The sequence below is a fragment of the Paenibacillus sp. FSL H8-0034 genome (assembly GCF_038000305.1).
Lineage (GTDB): Bacteria > Bacillota > Bacilli > Paenibacillales > NBRC-103111 > Paenibacillus_S.
This window is the reverse complement of sequence record NZ_JBBOBS010000001.1, coordinates 2084660-2110340: the sequence shown is the minus strand read 5'-3', so window position 1 is coordinate 2110340 and position 25681 is coordinate 2084660. Positions and strand designations below refer to the sequence as shown.

24 protein-coding genes and 1 riboswitch are annotated in these 25681 nt (G+C 46.1%); of the genes, 9 read left to right on the top strand and 15 right to left on the bottom strand.

Annotated features, from left to right (window positions below; translation table 11 throughout):
• Positions 1–3 precede the first annotated feature (3 nt).
• From NST47_RS09615 to NST47_RS09575, 9 genes are all read right to left on the bottom strand, one after another.
• Positions 4–228 (bottom strand): hypothetical protein, encoded by a 225-nt coding sequence (locus NST47_RS09615; RefSeq protein ID WP_341154937.1) that lies wholly within the window; start codon positions 226–228, stop codon positions 4–6.
• Positions 225–1409: a Ger(x)C family spore germination protein gene (locus NST47_RS09610; RefSeq protein WP_341154936.1), complete on the bottom strand. Its 1185-nt coding sequence runs from the start codon at positions 1407–1409 to the stop codon at positions 225–227. Before NST47_RS09610 ends, NST47_RS09615 begins: the two co-directional genes overlap by 4 nt.
• Positions 1406–3010 carry a spore germination protein gene (locus NST47_RS09605; RefSeq protein ID WP_341154935.1) on the bottom strand — a complete coding sequence of 535 codons (1605 nt, stop codon included), beginning with the start codon at positions 3008–3010 and terminating at the stop codon, positions 1406–1408. The genes NST47_RS09610 and NST47_RS09605 overlap by 4 nt, the downstream gene beginning before the upstream one ends.
• 216 nt (positions 3011–3226) lie before the next feature.
• The gene (gene tenA / locus NST47_RS09600; protein WP_341154934.1) at positions 3227–3898 is read right to left on the bottom strand and encodes a thiaminase II; all 672 of its coding nucleotides are present in this window, start codon (positions 3896–3898) and stop codon (positions 3227–3229) included.
• A 43-nt stretch (positions 3899–3941) separates the two neighbouring features.
• Positions 3942–4751, bottom strand: coding sequence for an energy-coupling factor transporter transmembrane component T family protein (locus NST47_RS09595; RefSeq protein WP_341154933.1), 810 nt, complete (start codon positions 4749–4751; stop codon positions 3942–3944).
• 57 nt (positions 4752–4808) lie between these two features.
• Complete coding sequence (locus tag NST47_RS09590) at positions 4809–6359, bottom strand: ABC transporter ATP-binding protein (RefSeq protein ID WP_341159640.1); 1551 nt, start codon at positions 6357–6359, stop codon at positions 4809–4811.
• Positions 6359–6946, bottom strand: coding sequence for an ECF transporter S component (locus NST47_RS09585; RefSeq protein WP_076232082.1), 588 nt, complete (start codon positions 6944–6946; stop codon positions 6359–6361). Before NST47_RS09585 ends, NST47_RS09590 begins: the two co-directional genes overlap by 1 nt.
• A gap of 107 nt (positions 6947–7053) precedes the next feature.
• Positions 7054–7159: riboswitch (TPP riboswitch) on the bottom strand.
• A 123-nt stretch (positions 7160–7282) separates the two neighbouring features.
• Positions 7283–8041: a hypothetical protein gene (locus NST47_RS09580; protein ID WP_341154932.1), complete on the bottom strand. Its 759-nt coding sequence runs from the start codon at positions 8039–8041 to the stop codon at positions 7283–7285.
• Between the two features lie 197 nt (positions 8042–8238).
• A complete protein-coding gene (locus NST47_RS09575) occupies positions 8239–9204 on the bottom strand; it encodes an acetylxylan esterase (protein WP_341154931.1) in 966 nt (321 codons plus the stop codon).
• A 208-nt stretch (positions 9205–9412) separates the two neighbouring features.
• On the opposite strand from NST47_RS09575, the gene asd reads away from it, so the two are divergent.
• Positions 9413–10204, top strand: a complete 792-nt coding sequence (gene asd / locus NST47_RS09570) for an archaetidylserine decarboxylase (protein WP_341154930.1) — start codon at positions 9413–9415, stop codon at positions 10202–10204.
• A gap of 51 nt (positions 10205–10255) precedes the next feature.
• On the opposite strand, the gene pdxR is transcribed toward asd, so the two are convergent.
• On the bottom strand, positions 10256–11755 hold the full coding sequence (gene pdxR / locus NST47_RS09565; RefSeq protein ID WP_341154929.1) for a MocR-like pyridoxine biosynthesis transcription factor PdxR: 1500 nt from the start codon (positions 11753–11755) through the stop codon (positions 10256–10258).
• A 319-nt stretch (positions 11756–12074) separates the two neighbouring features.
• On the opposite strand from pdxR, the gene NST47_RS09560 reads away from it, so the two are divergent.
• Positions 12075–12698: a pyridoxamine 5'-phosphate oxidase family protein gene (locus tag NST47_RS09560; RefSeq protein WP_341154928.1), complete on the top strand. Its 624-nt coding sequence runs from the start codon at positions 12075–12077 to the stop codon at positions 12696–12698.
• A 103-nt stretch (positions 12699–12801) separates the two neighbouring features.
• Here the strand turns inward: NST47_RS09560 and kduI are convergent, their stop codons facing one another.
• From kduI to NST47_RS09545, 3 genes are all read right to left on the bottom strand, one after another.
• Positions 12802–13635, bottom strand: coding sequence for a 5-dehydro-4-deoxy-D-glucuronate isomerase (gene kduI / locus NST47_RS09555; RefSeq protein WP_341154927.1), 834 nt, complete (start codon positions 13633–13635; stop codon positions 12802–12804).
• Positions 13636–13841: 206 nt separating this feature from the next.
• Positions 13842–15605 (bottom strand): sensor histidine kinase, encoded by a 1764-nt coding sequence (locus NST47_RS09550; RefSeq protein ID WP_341154926.1) that lies wholly within the window; start codon positions 15603–15605, stop codon positions 13842–13844.
• Positions 15606–15607: 2 nt separating this feature from the next.
• Positions 15608–16363, bottom strand: coding sequence for a response regulator transcription factor (locus NST47_RS09545; protein WP_341154925.1), 756 nt, complete (start codon positions 16361–16363; stop codon positions 15608–15610).
• Positions 16364–16541: 178 nt separating this feature from the next.
• Here NST47_RS09545 and NST47_RS09540 point away from each other — a divergent pair, with 178 nt between their 5' ends.
• The 7 genes from NST47_RS09540 to NST47_RS09510 all read left to right on the top strand — a co-directional run bounded on the left by NST47_RS09540 (position 16542) and on the right by NST47_RS09510 (position 24184).
• Positions 16542–17855, top strand: a complete 1314-nt coding sequence (locus tag NST47_RS09540) for an ABC transporter substrate-binding protein (protein ID WP_341154924.1) — start codon at positions 16542–16544, stop codon at positions 17853–17855.
• 120 nt (positions 17856–17975) lie between these two features.
• Positions 17976–18866, top strand: coding sequence for a carbohydrate ABC transporter permease (locus tag NST47_RS09535; RefSeq protein ID WP_341154923.1), 891 nt, complete (start codon positions 17976–17978; stop codon positions 18864–18866).
• Positions 18863–19696 (top strand): carbohydrate ABC transporter permease, encoded by an 834-nt coding sequence (locus NST47_RS09530; RefSeq protein ID WP_341154922.1) that lies wholly within the window; start codon positions 18863–18865, stop codon positions 19694–19696. The genes NST47_RS09535 and NST47_RS09530 overlap by 4 nt, the downstream gene beginning before the upstream one ends.
• A gap of 53 nt (positions 19697–19749) precedes the next feature.
• Positions 19750–21123: a sulfatase-like hydrolase/transferase gene (locus NST47_RS09525; protein WP_341154921.1), complete on the top strand. Its 1374-nt coding sequence runs from the start codon at positions 19750–19752 to the stop codon at positions 21121–21123.
• A 157-nt stretch (positions 21124–21280) separates the two neighbouring features.
• On the top strand, positions 21281–22588 hold the full coding sequence (locus tag NST47_RS09520; protein WP_341154920.1) for an aminotransferase class I/II-fold pyridoxal phosphate-dependent enzyme: 1308 nt from the start codon (positions 21281–21283) through the stop codon (positions 22586–22588).
• Between the two features lie 145 nt (positions 22589–22733).
• A complete protein-coding gene (locus NST47_RS09515) occupies positions 22734–23546 on the top strand; it encodes a VanW family protein (RefSeq protein ID WP_341154919.1) in 813 nt (270 codons plus the stop codon).
• A gap of 35 nt (positions 23547–23581) precedes the next feature.
• A complete protein-coding gene (locus NST47_RS09510) occupies positions 23582–24184 on the top strand; it encodes a DUF3267 domain-containing protein (RefSeq protein ID WP_341154918.1) in 603 nt (200 codons plus the stop codon).
• A gap of 103 nt (positions 24185–24287) precedes the next feature.
• Here NST47_RS09510 and NST47_RS09505 read toward each other — a convergent pair whose 3' ends face one another.
• Entirely contained in the window at positions 24288–24860 is a 573-nt protein-coding gene (locus NST47_RS09505; RefSeq protein ID WP_341154917.1) for a hypothetical protein, read from the bottom strand.
• A gap of 235 nt (positions 24861–25095) precedes the next feature.
• Positions 25096–25665: a nitroreductase family protein gene (locus tag NST47_RS09500; protein ID WP_341154916.1), complete on the bottom strand. Its 570-nt coding sequence runs from the start codon at positions 25663–25665 to the stop codon at positions 25096–25098.
• Positions 25666–25681: the final 16 nt, after the last annotated feature.

Genomic DNA, 25681 nt, shown 5'->3' with positions numbered 1-25681 from the left:
CTTTCAATCCTGCATGCGAATAATTTTTTCGATGGGGGCAAACACCATTTCAATAGCATCACCAATCGTCCATTGTTCTTTTAAGTAAAATATAGCCTCTAAAGCGAGAAACAAAAATATTGTGGTACCCAGTACATATCGAATCGTGCGCGGCTTGCGTTTGTGTAACACCATATAGCGCCATTCAAAGCAAGCTATACTGCCAAATAAGATGCCGATCACAATCATTGCTCTGCCTCCGAGTCTGACATTTCCGTTTCCGTGATCGCATGTTGAAAAGTTCCCAGCCGTGTGATCGTGACATCTGTTTGTACGTCTAATTTCATCTTACTGTTATAGACGTCTCGCCATTTAGGCTCGATGCTCTTCCACTTCAGCGGATAATGCCAATCAATGTAATTCCCAAGCTGGAAGGCATCTGAGCTTACTGCTCTCGTCCTCGCTATCGCACTCGTTATTCGCTTCTTGACTACCTGGTTGAGGTTTTTTTCGAGTTTCTCTAACTGCTTAATATCCTTTAAATTAATGCTCGAGCTTGAAGCGAGAACTTCGGCTTCAGCTTTACTTTGGAGTTGAATTTCGATCTGATCCTCTTTGATTCGTGGACTTATTCGTGTATCTGCCCTTTGTACGATAAAGCTTATATTTTTGCCGTCGGTGGGTGAAGGAACCGAAATCTCCGCATTTTTCAGTTTACCAAGGATCCACAGCCCTCCCCGCATTTCACTTGTATTTAACGTACTTACCATTTTCCCCTGCTTAAAAATAGCTGCCCCCTGGGTACCCATCCATTTTTGTTCTTTTTTCTCTTCGCTTGCTATTTTTTTCGTTCCAAATCTGAGCATAGGCACAACCATATCTCCCCCGTTATAGTTCGCTGCAAGAAAGTCTTTTATAGTCGTATCCAGGACTACATGGGTTTCGCCGTATGCTGACAAGATGTCAGAAGGGAATCTTTCGAATAAGGTCGCGATGGATTCAATTTCTCGGGCTCTGCCAGGTGCTACAAACAAGTAGGCATTAATATGCATCGCGGGTTCACGAGCAAGAAAATCCAGAATAGGCTCGATTCCCGCCTCTGCCAATTCTCTGCCGATCACAATCACACGTGTTTGTCCGAAGCTAATTTTACGTGATAAGTCGGATTGCATTCTTCGATAAGCTTCACTGATATCAATGCCTGTTGCACTAATGTACGTGTACGGCTTGCCGCCTTGCTCTCCCGATCCTCCTCCCCCTGCTGATCCGGGAATTAACCGATTCGGCAATGAAAAGTCGAGGGACAGTTCTATGCCGGATTTGGTTTTATCCAAAACCATCATTCTCACAAATGCACGATCATTCAATTCGACGGATGACCAGCAGCCTGTTAGTAATAGCAGGGACAAAATAACAAATATGGTTTTCAATCCCCATTCTCCTCCTGTGATTGCGCCCATTTTCGGGAATTAGCTTGCTGTCTTGTACGGTTGACTCCCGATAAAGATGGACGTTTGTTCATTAACCACCAAGGCACTCTTAAGAAAGTGTCCTTCAGATCACTTATCACCAAAGGGGCAAAGGGAGATAGATATGGCGTTCCAAACGAGCGCAAATTGATGAGATGAAGATAAATTAGAATCATCCCGCAGGAAATCCCGAATAAACCAAAAATCCCCGCTAAAATCATGATTGGAAAACGCAGCAGCCGAAAGGCCAAACCAAGATCGAAGTGCGGACTAATAAAAGAGGCAATACCTGTCAACGATACAATAATTACCATCGCTGCCGATACAATGCCCGCTTGAACAGCCGCTGTGCCTATAATGAGGGCCCCGATAACGGACACAGCCTGACCGATTGCTTTGGGAATTCTCACCGCTGCCTCCCGTAAGGCTTCAAAAGAAAGCTCCATCATAAACGCCTCAATAAGAGCGGGAAAGGGTACAACTTCCCTGGATGATGTTACCGTGATCAGCAGCCTTGCCGGAATCATCTCCGGATGGAAGGTAGTAACTGCGATATAAATAGAAGGTAATAATAGTGACGCCAACAGAAAGATATAACGAATCCAGCGGATCCATGTTGCTGCAATATACCGCTGATAATAGTCCTCAGCGGATTGCATCAGCATGAACAAAGTGGTAGGCGCAAGTAGAACGATTGGTGAGCCATCTACCATAATAGCCACTCTTCCTTCCAATAAGGAAGCTGTAACCGTATCCGGACGCTCGGAATACTGCAGCTGCGGAAAAGGCGAAAATGGGAAATCTTCAATAAAATCCTCCAGATAGCTGTCAGCCAGAACACCATCGATTTCAATTTCTGATACTCGTTTATTCACTTCATCAACTAGCTCTTGCTTGCAAACTCCCTGAACATAAGCGATAATCACTTTGGTTTGTGTCTTTGTACCGATCAGCAGCATTTCCGTCTTAAAATCAGGCGTTTTCAGTCGTCTTCGGATCAGGGTCAGGTTGATTTCCAAATCTTCTATAAAAGCTTCCCGCGGCCCCCTTAAGACTGCTTCATTAGGCGCTTCCACAATGGATCGTGTCTGGAAAGAAGAGAATGGGATTTCGAGCAATCTTGGTTCACCCTCAACAAGCAATAACGCATGTCCTTTTAGAACAGCACTCACCCCCTCCGGCAGGGTGGATAGCTCTGAAAGGTCGGTAACAGACAGCTGCTTCATATTAAAAATTTGATTGCGGAATTGATTTGGATCTTGAGCAGAGAGGGATAAAATACGAGCCAGGACTTCCTCTTGAATCGTTTTCCGGTCAATCATGCCTCGCAAATAGATCAATGCACACGCTTGATCAGGACCCGCAACGAATGTATGATAAACCACATCGGAACAGTTGGTTAATTGTTGACGAATCCAGTCCAGTCGATTTTTTAGCGGTCCAGTGTTGATTATGGAATTCTCAGAGTCGGTTAGACCCTGATTATTAGGCGAAGCTTCCTTATATTTCTGCTTTATGCTCCTTCTAATTTGTTTGTTGATAAGCCATTTAAATAACGACATGATGGGGATATCCTCTCGTCATAGCTGTAATCCTTCCATATTCAAACAGATCATCTACAATTTAGTATCCCCGTGAAACGAACTACTTATTACAAAATGGCATGTATCGTCATAGGTATGAAAAAAGCTGTAAATGACACAGGTTCCCCTGTTTCATTCACAGCTTGTTATTGAACTTATTAATGATAACGAACTTTACACATTTGGCTCTTGTTCCTACGCACCATAGGTTGGCCAGGTTTCGTGTGTATAAGCCATCTCCCAAAACTTATATTCATAATGGCTGCTAATTACAAAATGCCGTTTCATACGCTCACGGTCTGCAGCTGTAACCTGTTCGGCAATTTGATCTAACCGATTAATTTGCTCCTGAACCAGCTCACCAAAAGCTTCGCCCCCATAGGTGCTGATCCACTGCGAATAGATCGGCTCCTCGGGCTTATAAACCTGCAGACGCTCGCCAATTTCATGATACAGCCAGTAACACGGCAGGATCGCCGCTACAATATCGCCTAAATGCCCGGTATAAGCCGCACGAAGCATATGTGATGTATAAGCATAAGCCGTTGGTGAAGGTTCGAAGGCTGCTCGTTCCTCATCGGAAATACCCAACTGCTTCGCAAAGTCCTCATGCAGCGACAATTCGGCATTGTACGTGCTCTGCACATGGGCAGCCATCCTGTTGGAGTCAAACAAGCTGTCGGCCTTAGCCGCACCAAGCGCCTGAACCCGAGCAAATTGAGATAAGTAATACGCATCGTTCAATAAGTAATGACGGAAGCAGGACAATGGCAGTGTGCCTTTGGCAATTCCTTGTACAAAAGGATGCTCAAAGCTGGCCTGCCAGCTTACATCGACAGCTTGACGCAATTGATCACTAAACTTCATGGACATTGCCCCCTTGTATTGTTTTCTTGATCCTCGAACTTTATTATCCATTCACTTGATATCTGACATCACCGATATGAAAATAAGGAGCGTGCTGACCGGTATACCAAGCAGCACCCAGCAGCACCGCCAAATAGAGGACCAAACCCAAGTCGGCGACGGAAAAGCCGATACGGTAATAATAAGTACGCTGACGTACGGTCGAGAAGCGCTTCGCCTCCATCGCTACTGCAATCCGCTGTGCACGGCGAATACTTTGTGCCAGCATGGGAATGGCATATACTCTCAGTGTATCGTAGATACCACGCAAGCCCAGGCGCCGCTTCACGCCACGAACCTTCATAGCCATCTGCAGCGTTTGAAACTCACCGATCATCATCGGCAGGAGGCGCAGCGCTGCCATAAAGCTATAAGCATATTTGGCCGGCAGCTTGCACTGCTGCATCAGCGAATAAAATAAGGCAACCGGTCGGGTCGTCAACGCAAACAGCAAGCCGCTCAGTGCCATGTTGACGGTTTTTAAACCGATATGAACCCCACGGAAAAAGCTTTCCTCGGTCACACGTATAAGTCCCCATTGCAGCCACACTGCGTCTCCTTTGCCGAACATCATCATCGACATCGATGAGGAGACAAACAGCAGACCAAACGGGAGACATAGCAGCAGCAGCCTGCGTATCGGGTGCCCCGTACAGCAGAGCAGCAGCACCAATTGAACGGCCGTAACATTAATAAGTACGTTAATATTGTCGGTCAGCAGCACTACAAAAAACATGGCAATCGACAACAGCAGCTTCAATCCGGGATTGACACGGTGCAGCCAGGTTTCCTTGAAATCCAAAATATGATGCACAATATTCCACTTCCTTATCAACCTTCACTGGACACAGCAAGCCTTTATAAGCTTCGCTTATAAGATGCCCTCTCCGACAAGCTCTATCTCGTCACCAGCCCTTTTATTCATGCGGTCATCTCTATCAGCAATTGAAATCAGATAGTCTGCAGGGCTAAGATCTGCTGCAAGCTTCCCATGCTCCACGACCCACACACGCGTCGCAAAATAACGGACAATATCCAAATCGTGGGTAACCATAACGATCGACGTTCCTTTTTGCCGCCATGCTTCCAGCTTCTCCAATATGGCGAAGGTATTGGCAGCATCCTGCCCAAAGGTCGGTTCATCCAGAAGCAGCAGCTTCTGATCCTTGAACATGGCAGTGGCAACACTGAGCCTGCGTTTTTGACCAAGTGAGAGCTGGTAAGGATGCAGAGCTCTCTGCCCATAGAGATCAAACTCAGCTAGCAGTGCCTCAGCTCTACTTGTAAAATCAGCTTTTCCATCAAGCTTGAAACCAAAAGACGCCTCATCGATCACCGAATTGGTCACAAATTGCATTTCCGGGTTTTGGAATACATATGCCGCTGTCTCTGCCACATCTTTAAAGCCCCGTACCTGCTGACCCAGCAGCCTGTAGCTGCCGCTTGTCGGGATCAACTGCATCATGGCCTGCAGCAGCGTGCTTTTGCCTGCGCCATTATGACCGACAACGGCAATCCATTCCCCGACTGTCAGGCTTAGCTCAGCGACTGCGATCTTGGTCACCCGACGTCCTTGATAACCATTGAAGTTATGCAGGGCCAATGTCGCTGTATCAGCAATAGCAGCGGATGCCGTCTTACTGCTCAGTTCATTGCTTCGTCTACTTGCAATTTCTTTAAACAGTGGCTCATCCGCATAGTGCTCCCATACTCCAGGATACCATATGCCATATTCCTGAAGCTCCGCTCGGTAATCAGCAAAAATCATTGTTGGAGTACCATCGGCCAATATCTCTCCATACTTATTAAACAAGATGACACGATCAACAAAATCGATGATCTCATCAATTTTATGCTCGACAATGATGATTGTCTTGTCCTGCCCGACCGCTTTGATCGTATCCCATACTTCCCGGGTTCCTTCCGGATCAAGCAGTGAGGTGGGCTCATCCAGAAACAACACCTCCGGCTTTAAAGCCAGTACAGATGCTATAGCCAATCGCTGCTTCATCCCTTGCGACATGGAGCCAATCGGTACGTGATTTTGTTCAAAATTCAGCCCAACCTCGCGAAGTCCACTCTCGATAAGCTGCGGCATTTCTGCACGCGGCACTCCCAGGTTCTCCAATACAAAGGCCATCTCTTCATCCACAAAGGGCATGCAAAACTGCGTATCCGGATCTTGAAACACATAACCCCAGGAGGAGGGGATCTGGATAGCATCACATTTCATCGGAATCTCAATTGCCTGTGGAATTAAGCCTGTCAGCACCTGCAGTAAGGTTGACTTGCCGCATCCGCTTGGTCCCAGCAGCAGCACCTTCTGCCCTGTATACAATTCAATAGATAGATCCTCGAACTGCAGGGAAGGACTTCCTGCAAATTTCAAGCGCAAGCCCTTGACTGAGGCACATACGTCCATCATTGCTTACGCTCCAGCGCATCGAAGTCAGCCTGGCTGGCTGGACGGACCAGCTGGGTAACACCCGTTGCCTCCAGTGCCTTCACAAGGCCGTACGAGCACAGTCCAGTAAAGAAGATCGACCCGATAATCCGGAATACAAAGTACAAAATCAAATTCCAGGATTCGAGGTCTAGCAAATAGCCTTTGAAGGCATCAAACACAAGCGATGCAATAGCGGAAGCTACACCAGCCAAGCAAGCAGCTGTGATCGAGAAACGACGATAAGCAAACAGCAGAAAGATCAATTCCGCTCCAAGTCCTTGGGCAATCCCATAGGTTAATGCTTCAACCCCGTACTGAGAGCCTGCGATCAGCTCACCGGAAGCTGCAGCAATTTCTGCAAGCAGCGCTACACCCGGCTTACGAATGATCAGAAAGGCAACAACAGCCGCCATAAACCATACGCCGTACATCAACTGATCCAGCTGGAAGCCTGCGAGCTTCACCACATTGGACACATCTCCCCACAGACGATAAATAATCGCAAAAACAACAGAGATGACGACCGTGACCAGAATATCAGTCAATTTTAAACCTTTGGACATATAATACCCACTCCTTCGATTATGGGGGCTGTTTGAACCGATAAGTGAGCGCCAAAAAGACCACTCCCATATCGGAAGTGGTCTGCATGTATAAATCCATTACACGCTTCGAGTGCTCTCCACTTCCCTACGCTGGTTTCATCCAGATCAGGTTCAGAGGGTTTAGAATCTATGGATTCAGTCTCAGCCCAAATGGCTCCCCTAGTGACAACCTTCATATTATCAGGTTTGATCAAAATGTCAACGACAAAAAAATAAGACAAGCCCGCATTTAGGCCTGTCCATAATTCCATTAAATCGAATATATGCATAAGATCAATTCATGACACGGCTGGCTTATTCGAAAAATGTATATTCCCATTCGCCTTCTTCAGCAGTCCATGAAGTGGCGTCTGTGTACTCAGGTACACCGTTGAAAATCAACGTGTATTCCTTGAATTCTGTTGGTTTCAAATGCAAAGGCAAATCCGTGAAATATTGATTAGCTACTTCTTTGGAATCACCAGCATCGTTGTGAAGAATGATTTTTACGCTTACTTTTTGAACAGAGTCGATGTTTTTGCCGCCTGTGTTGCTGAAATTACCAATAGCAGTCAGATTGCCATCCTCGTAAGCTACGGAAGTGATGACAAAATCAAGTGCTGCCGCAGCAGTTTCCTCAACTGGTGCAGGAGCTGCCGGTTCTTCAGCTGGTGCAGTAGCATCTTCGAAGTATGTAAATTCCCAATCGCCTTCTTCAGCAGTCCAAGAAGTTGCATCAGTATACTCAGGTACATCAGCGAAAGTCAAAGTGTACTCTGCTGCTTCACCTGGTTTGATATTCAGCTTTAAGTCTGTAAAATAGTGGTTGGCTACTTCTTTGGAATCACCAGCATCGTTGTGAAGGATGATTTTAACGTCTACTTTTGTTACATCCGCAATGTTTTTGTCCCCTGTGTTCTTAAACTTACCAACTGCGGTCAAGACACCATTCTCATAAGCTACCGATGTAATTTCAAAATCCATGGCCGCATCAGCAAATGCCATTGAAGACAAACCAAGCAAACAAGCCCAAAGCATAATGGAAACCGTTAGAAACTTTAATACTTTTTTCATCAATTTTCACTCCTATTTTATATGTATTAAGACCTATTTCCTAAACATTATAAGCTGATTTTCTTAATAAAAAAGAAATATAAACAATACTTTAGAATTAAATTGTCGAAAATGTGTATAATTTTAGACAAAATTGCATATAAAAGCCGTTCATCTCCTAATTGGACATGAACGGCTCTAGGATTCACTATTATCACTTATAAATAAGTCTCAATATAACGCATCATCGCCTCTTCATGAAAAGGCAATCCCTCATGTCCGTAATCATGGTACAATCGAACTTCCTTTGGACCTGCAAGATGGTTGTAAGCAGCAAAGCAGGTCGAAGGCGGGCAAGTAATATCCTGCAGGGTTATCGCCATCAAGGTCCTGGCCTTGATCCGGCTAGCCATGTTCATACCATCGAAGTAACTAAGCGTTCTATACACCTGTTCTTCCTGTCGATGCTCGGGGTCATACCGACGGAACCAGTTCTTGATTTCCACATAAGGTCCAGAAGCATGAATTTCTACGGAACGACGGAAATGGCACAGGAATGGAAATACAGGCAATGCCAGCTTCGGACGCGAATCCAATCCTGCTGCGGCGAGTGCCAATCCACCGCCTTGACTGCCCCCATACACCGCGATTCGGCTGGCATCGACCTCTTCACGTGAACACACGAAATCAAGCGCACGGATACAATCCAGATACGCCTGCTTATAATAGTAAGAAGCTGGGTCCAGAATGCCCAAGGTCATCCACCCTGGAATACCACCCTGTGGATATTCAGCCCTATCCGGTGTTAAGCCTCCCTGACCTCTTACGTCGATCGCCAAGGCCGCCATTCCCATCGAAGCCCATTGCAGCAGCTCATTCGGATAACCGCGATTGCCCGAATAACCATGATATTTGACCAGGACAGGCAGTGAGCCCGGTTGATGATCACCCTTGGGTGTTACATACCAGCCATGAATCGGTGTACCGTCGGCTCCATCAAAAACCACATCATAAATCGATATTGATTTTAATGGATAATCTTGTACGAGATTTACTTGCGCATGTAGAGGTTTTTGATTTGAAAGCGCTTTGGCTTGATCCCAAAACAAGTCAAAATCAGTCTCGTTCGTAAGCTCAGGCTTATAATCCTGAAGCTGGGATAAGGGCATATCTACATTAGGCATACGGAACAGCTCCTCATGAATAAAATCGGTTGAATGAATGATCCCCCTGCTTATTGTACCAACTATTCGGTAGCGCGCAACCTATTTTTTCCCATACCACGGTCTCCTGCCATACTCAAAAAAAGCTTCTTTTTTCTTGCGTTGCAGCAGGTTATGTGTCAAGATATTCGTTAGTATCCAATCGACAAGAAATAGGTGAAATGCATTCATGATGAAATCTTTTTTTCGCTTACTGACTGAACTCTATTCACGTAAAGCGATATCCCGGGTAACGGGAGCATTTGCTCAATCCAAAGTAAGTCGCAAGCTTATCCCACGCTTCGCCGGTATTTATGGTATCCGGTTGGAGGATGCAGAAAAGCCCTGGAACGAGTATGTGTCTTTAAATGACTTTTTCACACGCAGATTAAAAAATGGCCTTCGTCCGATTGATATGTCACCACATATCGTAGTCAGTCCGGTGGATGCAGCCATTACCGGTATGGGACCGATCAGCGAAGGATTAATTCTTAATGTCAAGGGACAAGATTACACGATCGATGAAATGCTTAATTTCTCGCCGCGTGCGGTCAGCTATAAGAATGGCTTTTATTATGTGCTTTATCTCAGCCCAACCGATTACCACAGAATTCACACCCCTATAGAGGGTGATATTATTGAAAAAGAACACATTCCCGGCAAAGTATATCCCGTTAATGAGTTCGGGCTTCGCCAAATGCGCCGAGTATTAAGCCGCAATGAAAGACTGATTACGTATATGCAGCATGAGGACGGAGAAATTGCCGTCGTTAAGGTTGGAGCGATGAATGTCAGCAGCATTCAATACGTCTCTCCATTGCCGCAGCGACTTGGACGTGGCGATGAGCTTGCCTATTTTCAATTTGGTTCCACAGTCGTGCTTCTAATGGAAACCGATACCTTCGAAAGCCGCACCGATCTGCAGGTCGGCAGTAAAGTCAAGATGGGAGAAATACTGGGCCTCGTTAAACACAAACCATAAACTGACGAGCTTGCGCAGGCTTGGAGTATTAGGCATTGTCCTTACTCCAAGCTATTTGTTCATCCTGCTTTTAGCTTGCATCGATCTCCAAACCTCTTCCATCCTCTTAATCGCATACTCGATGTCCGCCTCCGACAAATGGGGGAAATTAAAATAAGCTCCATAGCTGACTTTCTCTGCTTCTGCCTCAGTTTCTGTTGACTGAACAGGCACACCAACCTCTGACCAACGGATACCTGCTTGAGCACATTGCTCACGAAACTTGATATAGGTCGGTTCATTGCCGCGCCACCATCCAAAAATATGCAGACCTGCGTCACCCTCCACCCAGGCAAATTGATCGGATAGCAGCTTATACAGCCATTTTTGCAAGCATTCGAACTTTCGACTGTAGGTACGCTTCATTCTGCGCAGGTGACGTTCGTAGCTGCCGCTCCCCATAAAAGCTGCAAGAGTCCGCTGCTCCAGCAAGCCCGTAGGCCGCGGTTCAAATAAGGCTTTCGCTTTACGTATAGGTTCCACCAAGGAAGCAGGCATAACTGCGTAACCGATTCGAATGCCGCTCAAGAGCGTTTTACTAAAGCTGCCGATGTAGATGACACGATCCTCCCGATCCAATACCTTAAGTGGCTCCAATGACTTGCCACGGTGACGGAATTCGCTGTCATAATCATCCTCGATAATAATCGCATCCTGCTCATTGGCCCATTTTAAAAGCTGCTGTCTCCGTTCCATGCTTAAAACAACACCTGTAGGAAACTGACGGCTTGGTGTAACAAACAACAGCTTGGCCTCCCAGTCATCTGGAATAATTCCTTGCCCGTCCATGGAGATCGGCTTTGTAATACCTCCTGCTGCATGTACGGCTCGCCGAATTCCCAAATATCCCGGATTTTCTATGACAACAGGATCTCCGGGATTAACCAACAGTTGAACCGTCAGTGCGATAGCCTGCATCGAACCGTTGAATATGACAATTTGCGATGGATGACTATCGATCCCCCGGGCTCTGCGTAAATATTGTGCAATGCTGTTCCGTAATTCATAATCTCCCTGCAGTTCACCACGTGGAATAACTCCTTGTCCCGTTAATTCCTTGGCCGCTACATGGAGATGCCGGTTCCATTCTTCTTGTGGAAATAACCCGATATCCGGTGCAAACCAATGAAAATCAACTTGCTTCACAGCATTTGCAGGTAAATCATACGAAACATCCCCTGTTGATTGCGACATAAGCCGTTTTCCCCAATCCGACAGTACGTAGACTTGGCTTTGCCGCGCAGGAGTGGACTTCGGTTCATAATGGATCGAAACGAAGGTCCCGCGTCCTATCTCGCTTCGCACGTACCCCTCTGCATTCAGCATATCGTAAACAACGTTGACTGTCCCCCGGGACAATCCGTACAAGGCTGCCAATTCCCTACTCGAAGGAAGCCGTGTTTCGTAAGTCAACACCCCATCCAGAATTGAATCTCTTAATGAATGATACAAAGTCAGCAGCTTGGTAGGATACTTGGAACGGTAAAGATGAAACGGAATTTGAAAATGCATGCCGAGGACTCCTCTTGATTTAATTAGAGAAACCATAATGCAGTTAGTTAGAAGTCCGGTGAAGAACGAGCGAAGCGGCCAAATTGTCTTGGAGAAGCGTAAGCGTTCGCCTTTGAAATCGTGAATAAACCGCTTAATCTCATCCATTTTCACGATTTCAACAGCGATCGGAAGGATATTTGGCCGCGCAGCGAGACTTATTCACCGGACTTCTAGTGGATATCCATATTGGTACAGTCATTTAACTCTAAATTGGAGCTTATTATTTGTCAATAAGTACGTTAAGCTCATAATCAAACGAATCAAGGAGGTCATCCCTATGAGAAGAAAAGAATTTGAAGTGATGGACCAGGAGGAAACACTGCAATTTTTGCAGGAGGTGAGCTTTGGCGTGTTAGGTTCGAATGGTGAGGAGGGCTGGCCGCAGCTGACTCCTTTAAACTTCGTTTATCACGAAGGCTGTCTATATTTCCATGGCAGCCATGCTGGTCAAAAAATGAAAAATCTCAAATCAGATACCCGAGTCACCTTCTCCGTTGCCAAGGAATATGCGATTATTCCTTCTTACTGGTCAGACGCCAAGCTTGCTTGTCCGGCAACCGCGTTTTTTAAATCTGTACTGATCAAGGGACATGCGGAGCCGGTCAATGATCTGCAACAAAAAGCAGCAGCGCTTAGCGCATTTATGCAGAAGCTGCAAAGCGAAGGTGGCTATGAGCAGATTGATCCGCTGGATTCCGATTACATCCCTCAGCTTAAAGCGACTTCTGTTGTACGTATTGTAATTTCCGAGATGACAGCCAAGTTTAAATTCGGGCAAAACATGCAGGAGGACCGATTAGAACGAATTAGCGATGGACTTGTTGAAAGAAATTTGGAGCTTGATGCCGAAACCGCAGCGCTTATGAAAGCCTATTGTCCTCATCATCGGCAACAGTCTTAGCCGAACCCAACGATTGGATTCCCTAATTCAAAAAGTCCGCAAGGCTTCATGCCTGCGGACTTTGGATTGGACAGTTATGATTCAGAAATTTTGAACTGAGGACTTATCTCAAATCCTGTGGAGCTACCATATCCATATCGCTGAACTCTTGATTTTCACCAGCCATCGCCCAAATAAACGTATAGTTATTCGTGCCGACTCCGGAATGGATCGACCAGCTTGGGGAAATAATCGCCTGCTCGTTGCGAACAACAAGATGACGAGTTTCAGTAGGCTCGCCCATCATATGGAACACAAGTCCATCTTCAGGCATATCAAAATACAAGTACACTTCCGAGCGACGGTTATGCGTGTGACAAGGCATAGTATTCCACATATTGCCCGGCTTCAACAGCGTCATCCCCATCACCAATTGGCAGCTCTGTACACCATTCAAATGAATGTACTTGTAAATCGTACGCTCATTGGAGGAAGTGATAGAACCCAGATGCGCAGGCTCAGCTTTGGTGATTTCGATTTTCTCGGTTGGGTAATTTTTATGTGCAGGCGTTGAATTAAAGTAGAAACGTGCCGGATTTGCGGAATCCGCGCTTTTAAAAATAACTTCCTTGTTGCCAAGACCTATGTACAGGCCATCCTTGTTGTCCAATTCATACTCTGTACCATCGACAATGACCGAACCTTTTGGACCCACATTGATGATACCGATTTCACGGCGTTCCAGAAAATACTCAGCACCCATGTCATGCTTGTCCGCTTCGAGCTTAATGGACTCGGATACCGGAACAGCTCCACCTGTAATAAAACGGTCTACGTGGCTGTATACCATATTCAGCTTGCCTGGAGCAAACAGCTCTTCGATCAAAAACTCACTTCTTAGTCTTGCCGTATCATACGTTTTGGTTTCCGTTGGATTCGTTGCGTAGCGAATTTCCATTGTAACAATTGCCTCCTCGAAAATAGGTACTGGATTGAGGTCATTCAATGATACCTCAATATTAAAACGTTTCATTTTCTTGTACGGGCAGATAGCCGCATACCTGTCTATGGTATCATAAATTGCTTCCTCCCGCCACAGCATCCATACAAACGCTTACCTCTACCCTTGCAGCAAGGGCAGCTCGAGGCCTTGTCGCATCTCTGCTAACAAGGAATACATACGGAAACAACCGTTCCAACCCCTGGCTTGCTTTGAATACGAACTCCTTGCTGCATACCGTAGGTGAGCTGGATCCGTTTATTCGTGTTGACAAGTCCGATATGCTCGACCTCCTCGATGGCCTGCTCCTCCAATCCCAACATCTGATTGACCTCCAGCAAGCGCTTCCGGCTCATCCCGATTCCATTATCGATAACGGCGATGCGAATGTAGGATTCAAATCGGTTAATTTTTATTTTGATACAGCTATGGCCCTCCTTTACTTTAATTCCGTGATAGATTGAGTTCTCGATTAACGGCTGCAGCAGCAGCTTGACGGTGCTGTACCTGTTAATATCCTCATCGTCATACTCCCAGATCACATCAAACTGGTCGCGGTAGCGGATTTTTTGGATGGAGATATAGTTTTTCGTGTAAATAATCTCCTTTTCCAGCGTCACGATTCTATTAGGCGTATCCAGCGCATATTTCAGCAGATCGGACAAATATTCAAGCATCTGATTCGCTTCATTCGGCTTTCCCGTCAGCCCGACAACCTTCCAATAAATCGTCTCCAGCGTGTTGAACAAAAAATGTGGATTGATCTGCGATTGCAGCGCGAGCAGCTCGGCAGCCTGAAGCTTATACTTTTTTTCGGACAGCTGCACCTGCAGGTAATTTTGCTCAATGAAATTTTTAATAATTTTTTGCGTAATAAAATCATACTCATCAATTCCGCTCGCCGACGAGGTAGCCGGTAGTGGAATTCCACGGTCCGCGTAATCAATAATCGTAATAATGTTACGGATATGGTTCACATTGCGCCGAGTCAAAAAGTAGGTTAAAAGCAGCCCCAGAATGAAAGACAACAGTACCAGAGAGAGTGAAAGCGTACTGAGCTGAAAAGGTATAGGCGTCAGCCCTTGCCCCTGTGTGATCGAGATATATCTCCAGCCGTATTTGCTTGAATGCAGCTGCGAGATCAAATACGCCCCCTCGTTCGTGTTTAAGGTAAAGGAGGTATCCGACAGCAGGATTTCTTTCAGATCAAAGGGCTTCAATTCATCAAGCCGGCGATTTTTAAAAATAACGCGGTTATTCCCGTCCACGACCAAAATATGCTGATCTGGGTAGGTAACGATATTTTCCAGCAGCTTCTCGATATAGTTGGTATAAATATTCAACACGATGACACCGTTCGGCTCATTTTGTACGGTAGAAAACAGGTTTTTATAAACGGTTGTAACCGGAATCGGCGCTTCAAACGAATAACGCTGAATTTCCCGCGGCTCTGTCCAGACGTCGGTTTTATTCTGATTATTATTAAAGCTGTCCCTCCACGATACATCATGAAATTCGCTGAAATTGGTCAAGCCCACGCCATTGGCAAGAAATTGATTGTGATCATTATTCACATACACATAGATTGATTCTATAAAGGGCTTGGCCGTAACCGGAGCATTAATATAATTTTGCGATATTTTCATCAGCCTCAGATTTTCCAGCGTCAAGGTTTGTGTCTGCAGAATGTCCTCCAGCCTGTACAGAACCTCCGGATTGCCAAGACTGATGCTGAGCGAATCGATTTCATTAAAAATCAGCTCGATATTGCGGTCGATCTGGTTGAACAAATTCAGATTATTTTTGTTGATCTCCCCTTGGATATATCGCTGGGTAATAACAATAGAAAGCGTACCCAGGATCAGAATCGGAATCAGCAGCGGGACAAGAAACAGCAGCAGGTTTTTCAAAAAAAACTTTTTTCTCATTGCTAGCCTCTTTCATCTTCACGACTGTTTCTGAATTCACGCGGATTCATGCCAAAGTGCTTTTTAAAGGTGCGGGTAAAGTTTTTGGCATGGCTATAGCCGACCATTTCACTGATTTCATACGTCTTGTAACGAATATCCTTCAACAGCTCAGCAGCCTTGCTCATCTTAACCTCCGCCACATAATCGGAAAAGTTTTGCCCGGTTTTTTCCTTGAAATAACGGCTAACATAATAAGAATTCATTCTGACGAGCGACGCGGCCTCCTCGAGTGTTGCGTGCTTGTAGTTCTGCTCCACATACGTGCGGATCGCTGCGATAACTTTTTCGTTAAATGTGCTGTTGTCATCATTGCCATATCTGCCATGCTGCTCCTCGTCCGCCTTGTCAAGCTCCTGCTTCAGCTTCGAAAAGTGCTCATACAGCTCATTATATTTGGTCGGCTTTACGATATAGCCCTTGATATCATAGGATAACGCCTGCTTGGCATATTCAAAATCCTTGTAGCCGCTTAACAGCGTAATTTTGATTTTACTTTGACGGCTGTGCAGCTCCTGCGCTAATTCAAGTCCGGTCATGACCGGCATGCGGATATCACACAGCAGCACATCAACGGCGTGGGCATCTATATAGGTTAAAGCTTTTTTTCCATTTTCGAATACGCCTACGACATCAAAGCCAATCTCATTCCATGGAAAATACTGCGTAAGCCCGTTCCTGATCTCCACCTCGTCATCGACCAATACCAGCTTGTACATCGGTTGAAAACCCCCTGTTTTAACAAAAATACGCCTTAAAAACGATAAGCGCAAATAATGATACCTTTTCGTCCAAATATGTGAATAATGATACCTAAAACAAATCTGTATGCCTTTTCATTCTAGTGCATTGGCTTTATATTTTATACTATTAAATGATAATCAAGGGGGATTAATTTTGAAACACACGATGAAATGGATTCAAATGGTATGCATCTGCTCCTTGCTGTTTGTCGTATTTACAGGCTGCAGCACGGGTGGCGGAGGAACCGCTTCACAGGCAGACGGAGGCGTAAAGCCGGCAGGCAAGGTATCGCTTCGCTTTGCATGGTGGGGCTCCGAGGGCCGTCATAAAGCGATACTGGAAGCAATCAGCTTGTATATGAGCAAAAATCCGAATGTGACGATTGAAGCCGAATATGGCGGCTTTGACGGTTATTATCAAAAGCTGGTCACACAGTTCGCCGGCGGTACCGCACCCGATTTAACACCGCTATCGTTTGACTGGATCGATGAAATTGCCGTTAAAGGCGATCTGGTAATGGATTTGAATACACAAAAGGACAATCTCAATCTCAGTGCCTTCAACAGCGATTTCCTTAACAAATATGTCGTGTTTAATAACAAAATGGTCGGACTTCCAATGGGGATCAACGGCATGGTTACGGCGTACAACAAGGAATTTTTCAAAAAATTCAATATTCCCGAGGATACCAAGTGGGATTGGGATAATCTTCATGAATTCGGTAAAAAGGTGCATCAGCAGGATGCTAATGCTTACCTGCTCTCGATGCTGGACGTCCGCGGCTTCCTGCAGCCTTATGTGAAGCAAAAAACCGGGAAGCAGTGGATCAATACGGATAAAACACTCGGCTTTGACCAGGCTACTCTGGCGGAAGCGTTGGCGTACTACAAGAAGCTGTTGGATGACGGTGTGTTGCAGCCTGTGGCAGAAAGCAGTCTGTACCCGGAAATTACGCAAAATATTACGTGGCAAAAAGGCAACATCGGGATTGCATTCGGCCTGTCTTCGACCATTACGAAGCTGAAATCGTTTATCCCGCAAATCGACGTCAGTATGTATCCAGTTCCACAAAATGCCAAGGATTCAGGTGTGTTAGTTAACCCAAGTAATCCACTGGCGATTAACAAAAGCAGCAAATTCCCGGAAGAGGCCGCCAAGTTCGCTGGCTGGCTGTTGACCGATCCGGAAGCAGCATTGATTCTTCGTGATACCTACAGCATACCGGCTGTCGAGAAAAATTCGCAGGCACTCGTTGAGAAGCAGCTGGTTGATCCAACTGTAGCCAAAGCGGTCAAGATTGCGCTTGAAAAGCCGGGCGAGCCTCTTAACGGCATCAGCAGCAATCAGGAGCTGATCAAGCTCGTAGAGGATTATATGCAGCAGGTCGCGTTCGGACGTACAACCCCGGATGCAGCAGCTCAGGAAATCATCAAAAGGCTGAACGATAAATTAAAAGCTATTAAATAACAGGCTTGGACAGATCAAATCGAATCGGATGACTTCGGAGTAGCCTCGAAACAACGGGAGGAGCGGCAGGCTGCACCTCCCGTTTGTCGTCTTATGTCGAATACAGACAGGAGTGGACTTATGGGAACACAGAGCAAAAAGTATATCGGCTTGTTATATATCAGCCCCTGGCTTATAGGGTTTATCATCCTGACGCTTTACCCCTTCTTCGCATCATTGTATTACTCATTCACGGACTATAACATGATCCGACCGCCAAGCTTCGTCGGCTTCACTAACTATATTGACATTTTTACGAACGACCGTGATTTCTATAAATCGTTATGGGTCACCTTTCTCTACGTTCTGATGGCTGTTCCCGCCAAGCTGGCCTTCGCACTGCTGGTTGCGATTATTTTGAACAGATCGATGAAAGGTATTGGCATATTCCGTACCGTCTATTACCTTCCCTCTATTCTTGGCGGCAGTATTGCTGTATCCGTCCTGTGGAAATTTTTGTTTATGCGCGAAGGGCTGGTCAATCAGCTGATGTCGTACTTATCGATACCTCCCATTGACTGGCTGGGTGACCCCAATCTGGCTTTATTCACCATAACGCTGCTTCCAGTCTGGGAATTCGGTTCCTCGATGGTATTGTTTCTTGCAGGACTGAAGCAGGTTCCCAAGGAATTGTATGAAGCTGCCAAGGTCGATGGAGCCTCCAAAGCTCGCACCTTCTTCAGCGTGACTCTGCCCCTGCTGACACCGATTATATTATTCAATTTGATTATGCAGACGATTGGAGCCTTCCAGCAGTTTACGGCGGCTTTCGTCATTACAGGCGGCGGTCCGGTAAAATCGACTTATTTGTATGGACTGATGCTGTACGATAACGCGTTCCACTATTTTAAAATGGGTTATGCCTCCGCCCTGTCCTGGATCTTGTTCATTATTATTATGACATTCACGTTTATTTTGCTGAAAACGTCCAACCGTTGGACGCATTATGAAGACGGGGGCGATGATAAATGACACGTCAAAACAACCTCTGGACCCTAATTCTCTTGTCATTATTTGGACTGCTTTTTATTTATCCACTGCTGTGGCTCGTATTTGCTTCATTCAAACCAAACCAGGAGGTTTTCTCCACGGTTGGGCTTCTTCCCTCGACATTTGTCTGGGATTCCTACAGCAAGGGCTGGACCGGAATTGGCAAAAACAGCTTCAGCACTTTTTTCACCAATACGTTCATTATGGTCGTTCCAGTCGTGATCCTCACCGCAGTGTCCAGCACCATCGTCGCCTACGGGTTTGCCCGCTTCAAATTTCCGCTCAAAAAGCTGCTGTTCGGGCTGATGATGTCCACGCTGATGCTGCCTGATGCCGTTATTATGATACCGCGTTATATTTTATTCAAAAATTTCGGCTGGCTGAATACGTATTTACCCTTTTATGTACCTGCCCTGCTGGCTGTTCACGCGTTTTTTGTCTATTTACTGATTCAGTTTTTCCGTGGGATTCCCCGCGATCTCGATGAGGCCGCCTTTATTGATGGCTGTGGCTCGTTCCGGATTTTGACACGGGTGCTCGTGCCGTTAGCGAAGCCCGCGCTGTTCTCGGTATGCATTTTCCAATTTATCTGGACCTGGAATGAGTTCTTTAATGCCCTGATTTATATCAACAGTGTATCCAAGTTTACGGTCGCACTCGGACTGCGGATGGTGCTGGATAACGAAGGGGCTGTCCACTGGAATCAGGTTATGGCGATGTCCGTCGTTACGATTCTTCCCTGCGTGATCGTCTTCTTTATCGCTCAAAAGCATTTTGTGGATGGAATTTCCACAACCGGATTGAAAGGATAACGTTTTAAGCTTAACATGGGTATTAGCTATGAAGTGATAAGGAGTGATTAATGATGCGCAATTCCGCAAAACCACAGCGCAAGCAGCCCAATGTCATCGTGTTTTTTACCGACCAGCAGCGCTGGGATACGACCGGCGTTCATGGAAACCCGCTCGGACTGACCCCGAATTTCGATCAAATGGCCCGTCAGGGAACCCACCTGGAGCATGCCTTTACCTGCCAGCCGGTCTGCGGACCGGCGCGGTCATGCCTGCAAACCGGCTTGTACGCCACCGAAACGGGCTGCTACCGGAACGGCATCCCGCTCCCTCAGGAGCTGCCTACGCTTGCCGGTTATTTTAACGAAGCAGGTTACGACACCGGCTATATCGGCAAATGGCATCTCGCCGTAACCCGCGACCAGCCGGTGCCTGAGCATCTGCGCGGAGGTTATCAATATTGGCTTGCTGCCGATGCCCTGGAGCATACCTCTGATGCTTATGAAACCTTGCTCTACGACAATGATTGCCAGCCCGTCAAGCTGCCAGGCTATCGCGTCGACGCATTAACAGACGCAGCCATCCGCTATATCGACGACCGTAAGGACAAGCCTTTCTTCCTGTTTCTCTCGTACCTGGAGCCGCATCATCAGAATCACCGAGACGACTATCCGGCACCTGATGTGTACCGGGATATGTATACCTCCAGGTGGGTACCGCCCGATCTGGCTGCGCTCGGTGGAACCGCCCATCAGCATCTGGGCGGCTACTATGGAATGGTCAAACGGCTCGATGAGGCGCTCGGCAGGGTAAGAGATGCGCTGCGCAGCTTACATCTGACTGAGGATACGATCATTTTGTTCACGTCCGACCACGGTTCGCATTTCAAGACGCGTAATGCCGAGTACAAGCGTTCCTGCCATGAGAGCTCCATCCGGGTTCCCAGTGCCTTGTATGGCTCGCAATTTACAGGCGGTGGCAGCGTAAGAGAGCTTGTCAGTATCGTCGATTTCGTACCTACGCTGCTGGATGCAGCAGGTATCGAGGTTCCTGACCATATGCAGGGCCGATCCGTCGTTCCGCTGCTGAATGACCGTCACGCCGAATGGCCCGCTGAAGTATTCGTGCAAATCAGCGAGTCGCAGACTGCGCGGGCGATCCGTACGCAGCGCTGGAAATACAGTGTCACTTCCGCAATCAAAAGCGATCCGGTCCTTACCGCTTCATCTGACCGATATGTTGAGGAGTTTCTGTATGACCTCTACGCGGACCCGTATGAGCTTACCAACCTTGCCGGAATGGAATCCCATCGCAAGGCTGCTGACCAGCTTCGCGAAACGTTGATCCGCCGTATGGTCGAGGCCGGAGAAGCAGCACCACATATTGACGCTGCTCCTGCTGCAGCATATGGGCAGCGAAAAGTACGAGAATATGAAATATTCGAGTAAACAACTGCTGTTCTTTTGAACCGGCAAGTGTATAGTTTCAAACTCAAAGCCTTCAACAAACCTTCAAATCAGACCGTGACTCATCGTCCTTAAAATGGTATAATGTTGCCGAACTAATTAGGCAACTCCATATGGAAGACGGAAGGATGAAATTTCAATGAACCCTCTTGCTCAACAGCTCAACAATACGATTGCGAATGAAAATACGCATGTGTATGAAATGCTTTCGAATCTCGGAAAAGAAATCTATTTTCCAAAGGTAGGCATTTTGAGCCAATCTGCTGAAGCCAAGGTAAAAGCTACAACCTTTAATGCCACAATCGGAACCGCTCTTGAAAACGGGAAGCCGATGCATCTCAAGGTTATTCAGGATACATTATCCGCATACAATCCGAAGGATCTTTATGAGTACGCACCTCCAGCTGGTAAGCCAGAGCTGCGTACCGCATGGCGTAAAAAAATGCTTGAAGAGAACCCTTCCTTATCCGATAAAGGCCTGGGCAACCCGGTCGTCACCAATGCACTGACTCATGGTTTAAGCATCGTCGCTGATTTGTTTACCGAGTCTGGCGATACAGTTATCATTCCTGATAAAAATTGGGAGAACTACGAGCTGACCTTCGGGATTCGCCGTGGTGCCCAAATCTTGAATTACCCATTATACAACAGCGAGCGCCGCTTTAATGCAGAGGGCTTGCGTGAAGCTTTACTTTCTCAAAAGGATAAAGGCAAAGCGGTTGTGCTATTGAACTTCCCTAACAATCCAACAGGTTATACACCGGGTGCCGAGGAAGGCAAGCAAATTGTCGCTGTCATCAAGGAAGCTGCGGAAGCTGGGATCAATGTTGTAGCTGTTACTGATGATGCTTACTTCGGTCTATTCTTTGAAGATTCGATGCAGGAATCGTTGGCTGGTCAACTGGCTGGTCTGCATCCTCGTGTACTATCGATCAAGATTGACGGTGCAACCAAGGAAGAATTCGTCTGGGGCTTCCGTGTAGGCTTCATTACCTATGCCGGACTTAGCGATCCTATGCTGGCTGCGCTGGAGCAAAAAACACTTGGCATCATCCGTGCTACGATTTCCAGCGGACCGCATCCATCCCAAACCTTCGTGCTGCATGCTTTGAATGCTCCTGAATTTAAAGAGCAAAAGCAGGAGAAAGCAGCCATCATGAAGGGCCGCGCCAACAAGGTGAAAAGCATTCTGAACACAGGCAAATATAACGAAAGCTGGGACTATTACCCGTTCAACTCCGGCTACTTTATGTGCCTTAAGCTGAAAACCGTCGATGCCGAAACGCTTCGTGTTCACCTGCTGAACGAATACGGGATTGGTACGATTGCTTTGGGTGAAACCGACCTGCGTGTTGCCTTCTCGTGCATCGAGGAAGTTAACCTGGAAGAGCTGTTTGAATCCATCTTCCGCGGCGTACAGGATTTAGAAAAAGCTGCTGCCAAGTAAATGCGTTAATATAGGCCTAAAAAGTCAACTTGATGAGTAACGTAAAGTGGGACCTACCCTTTTTGCGCTGCTCATCTTTTTTATGTTCAGACTTGTTCGAGCTTCTACTATGCAGTATTCCCGGGTGTAAGGAGGTACAAAAAGGATGAAATCTTTGAAGCCAATAACAAGAAGTCCCTTAAGAATTTACCTGGGTAAGAAATATTATCGCTGCAAGCGTTATCTGGAATGGTATGTCGGTATAAAAAAATACGCTGCAGCCAAACAAAATACACTTTTGCCGTATACAATTTTCAAACATCAGACTCCCTTGCTGCGTGAATTAAAAGATGTGGATATGTGGCTGCAGCATAATAAAATAAACAATCTTATCATAGCCTCACAGACACTCAATAAACTGGTTGTAAAGCCGGGCGAAACCTTTTCATATTGGCGTTTAATTGGAAATACCACCCGCAGAAAAGGTTATATGGATGGCATGATTTTGTTTTATGGAAAGGTGACGACAGGCGTCGGGGGAGGCTTATGTCAATTATCCAATCTCATATACTGGATGACTTTACATTCACCTTTAACCATCACGGAGCGATATCGCCATAGCTATGATGTATTCCGCGATTCCAATCGAAGCCAGCCCTTCGGAAGTGGAGCCACTTGTGCTTATAACTACCTTGATCTACAGATCAAGAATGAAACCAGCCATAATTATCAATTGGTTATTTACTTCACGGATACCCATTTGGTTGGGGAATGGAAAGCAGATACTTCGCCAGCCCAAACCTATGATATTTATGAAAAAGAACATTGGATAACCCATGAGTACTGGGGTGGTTATGTCAGACATAACCGGATATACAGGAAAGTGTATAATATGGAACATGAGCTTATTGATGATGAAATAATTACTGAGAATCATGCCATTATGATGTACGAACCGATGCTGCAGGAAGGCATTTAATTCGTTTATTCACCATAAGTAGGAGGTTAGCTAGCGTGAAAGTCACTTATCAATTACCCAAAGCTGACCCTGATAAACAAGCTGGGCTCATTTCCGAGCATTGGGTACAGTTAAAAGAGCCCAAATCCCTGCCCGTTTCGATTTTATTATCGGTTCCTTTTATGCTTGTAGGGGGCTTCGTAACACTGATGCTAACGAGGATGTTTGTACCGGTTAGCCTGAAGGATTACGGCTTTGAAGGTGGTGGAATCAGCTTTAATATTAATATTCTGTATATCCTTTCTATTTTCGTGCTCCTGCTGATCCATGAGCTGATCCATCTCAGCCTGATTCCGAGCTTTATGAAATCCAAGCACACAGGAATTGGTATTCAAATTTTCGGTGGATTTGTATTTACAGAGGAAATCATGTCGCGCATGCGTTATTTGATCGTATCTCTCGCGCCATTCGTGCTCATTTCGATAATACTCCCTCTGCTTTTAGGAACCTTGGGCTATTTGAACCCATTACTTATTTTTCTCATTATTCTTAACGCTTTGGGCTCGTCCGTTGATTTGTTAAATGTGGCGCTGGTTTTATCTCAAGTACCGAAGAAAGCGCAAATAAGAAATCAGGGAATGAGCATATTTTGGAAATAAATAAAAAAATGGATAGATCTCAGGGTTTCCTGAATACTCTATCCATTTTAACTAGCCGCCTAATACCATATACAGCATCCTATTCGATCCTTGAGCTTATCCCTCATGATGACCAATACGCCACATCAGGATTCAGGGCCGCTCCTACCTCGCCTTCCCTTACCAAATCATAATCGAGATATCCCTCATCATCCAAATAGTATACCTGCTGCTCATAAAAGGCACACAAGGTTTCCATGAACTTTTCGGGTGAAGCATGAAGTACTTCCAGATCGTCATGATCAGCCAATAACAAATCACATATTTGTTCTACACCCTCAGCAGACCTTCGGTAGCAAATATAGTCACTCGCATAATTCGTTAACAAAGGCAGTACGATCTCGCCTGGCTCCTTATGCCTGTTGAGCAATAATTCGGACAGCTGCTGCATTTCCTGCTCGTATTCTTCAAGATGAATCAGCCGATAGCCGGGCATAAAATCCATCAGGGTCTGGTCTTCTATCTCTCTGCGGGTGCCAGCCACTCTACCGTACAATGCCATTAGCAGTACGGGTACCTCCGGGAGTATATCCCCAATGCTGACGGATGCCTCTTGATGGCTTCCCAGACTCGGAATATAAGCGGGGCGCAGCCGGGATGATAAATTCAGGAATTGTTCAACTTGATCTGACAGCAACGTAGCTTCTCCTCCTTGGAAAGAGTCATACCGGCAAATACAAACGGCAATGACTCTTGATTTCCTCATTATATAGCTCCTGAAGATAATTTAAAACAGAACGGTCGTAAGAGAAGCATGGCACAGGTACCGAGAACAGCAAAAACCACTGGCATGTGACAACTGTCCCATTCAGTGATTGATGGCAGAACTTAGCTTGGCCCTTCCTGCTTATTTCATAAATCAGGTCTCATCCCTATTCGACTAATGTGAGCAGCTCCGACACTGGAGTTCGCGGTTTGGGACTGCGCATTTTAGTTTTGTCAAAATAGCCCATGTGCAGGGTACCTACAACCTTTTCACCCGGTTTGACGCCCGCAGCTTCACGGAACTTCGGATCCCAGTTATACTCATTGGTTTTCCAAACGACACCTATACTCCGTTCCCATGCCAACAGCTGAATATTTTGGATAAGTGCGCTTGCTGCGGAAAAAGCTTCTTCCCACTCCTTAGATCTGGGCTCCTCCTTAATCAGGACTAACAAAGTCACCGGAATCCCATGACAATAGGCATCTGCCACCTTCTCCGCAAACTTCTCCAATTTGTCCTTCGGATAGGTCAGCAGGACTGCATCCGAGAACTGTTTCCTGCCTGCTCCTACAAACATAATGAATCTCCAGGGTTCCTTCAGTGAGTGGAACGGAGCCCATACCGCATCATTCAAAATCTCCATCAACACTTCTATGGGGATCGGCTCTACTGTAAATTGATTTATGGTTCTTCGCTCGCGAATGGTTGTTACAATACCTTCATGAATATCTATCATCAGATTTGTCTCCTTT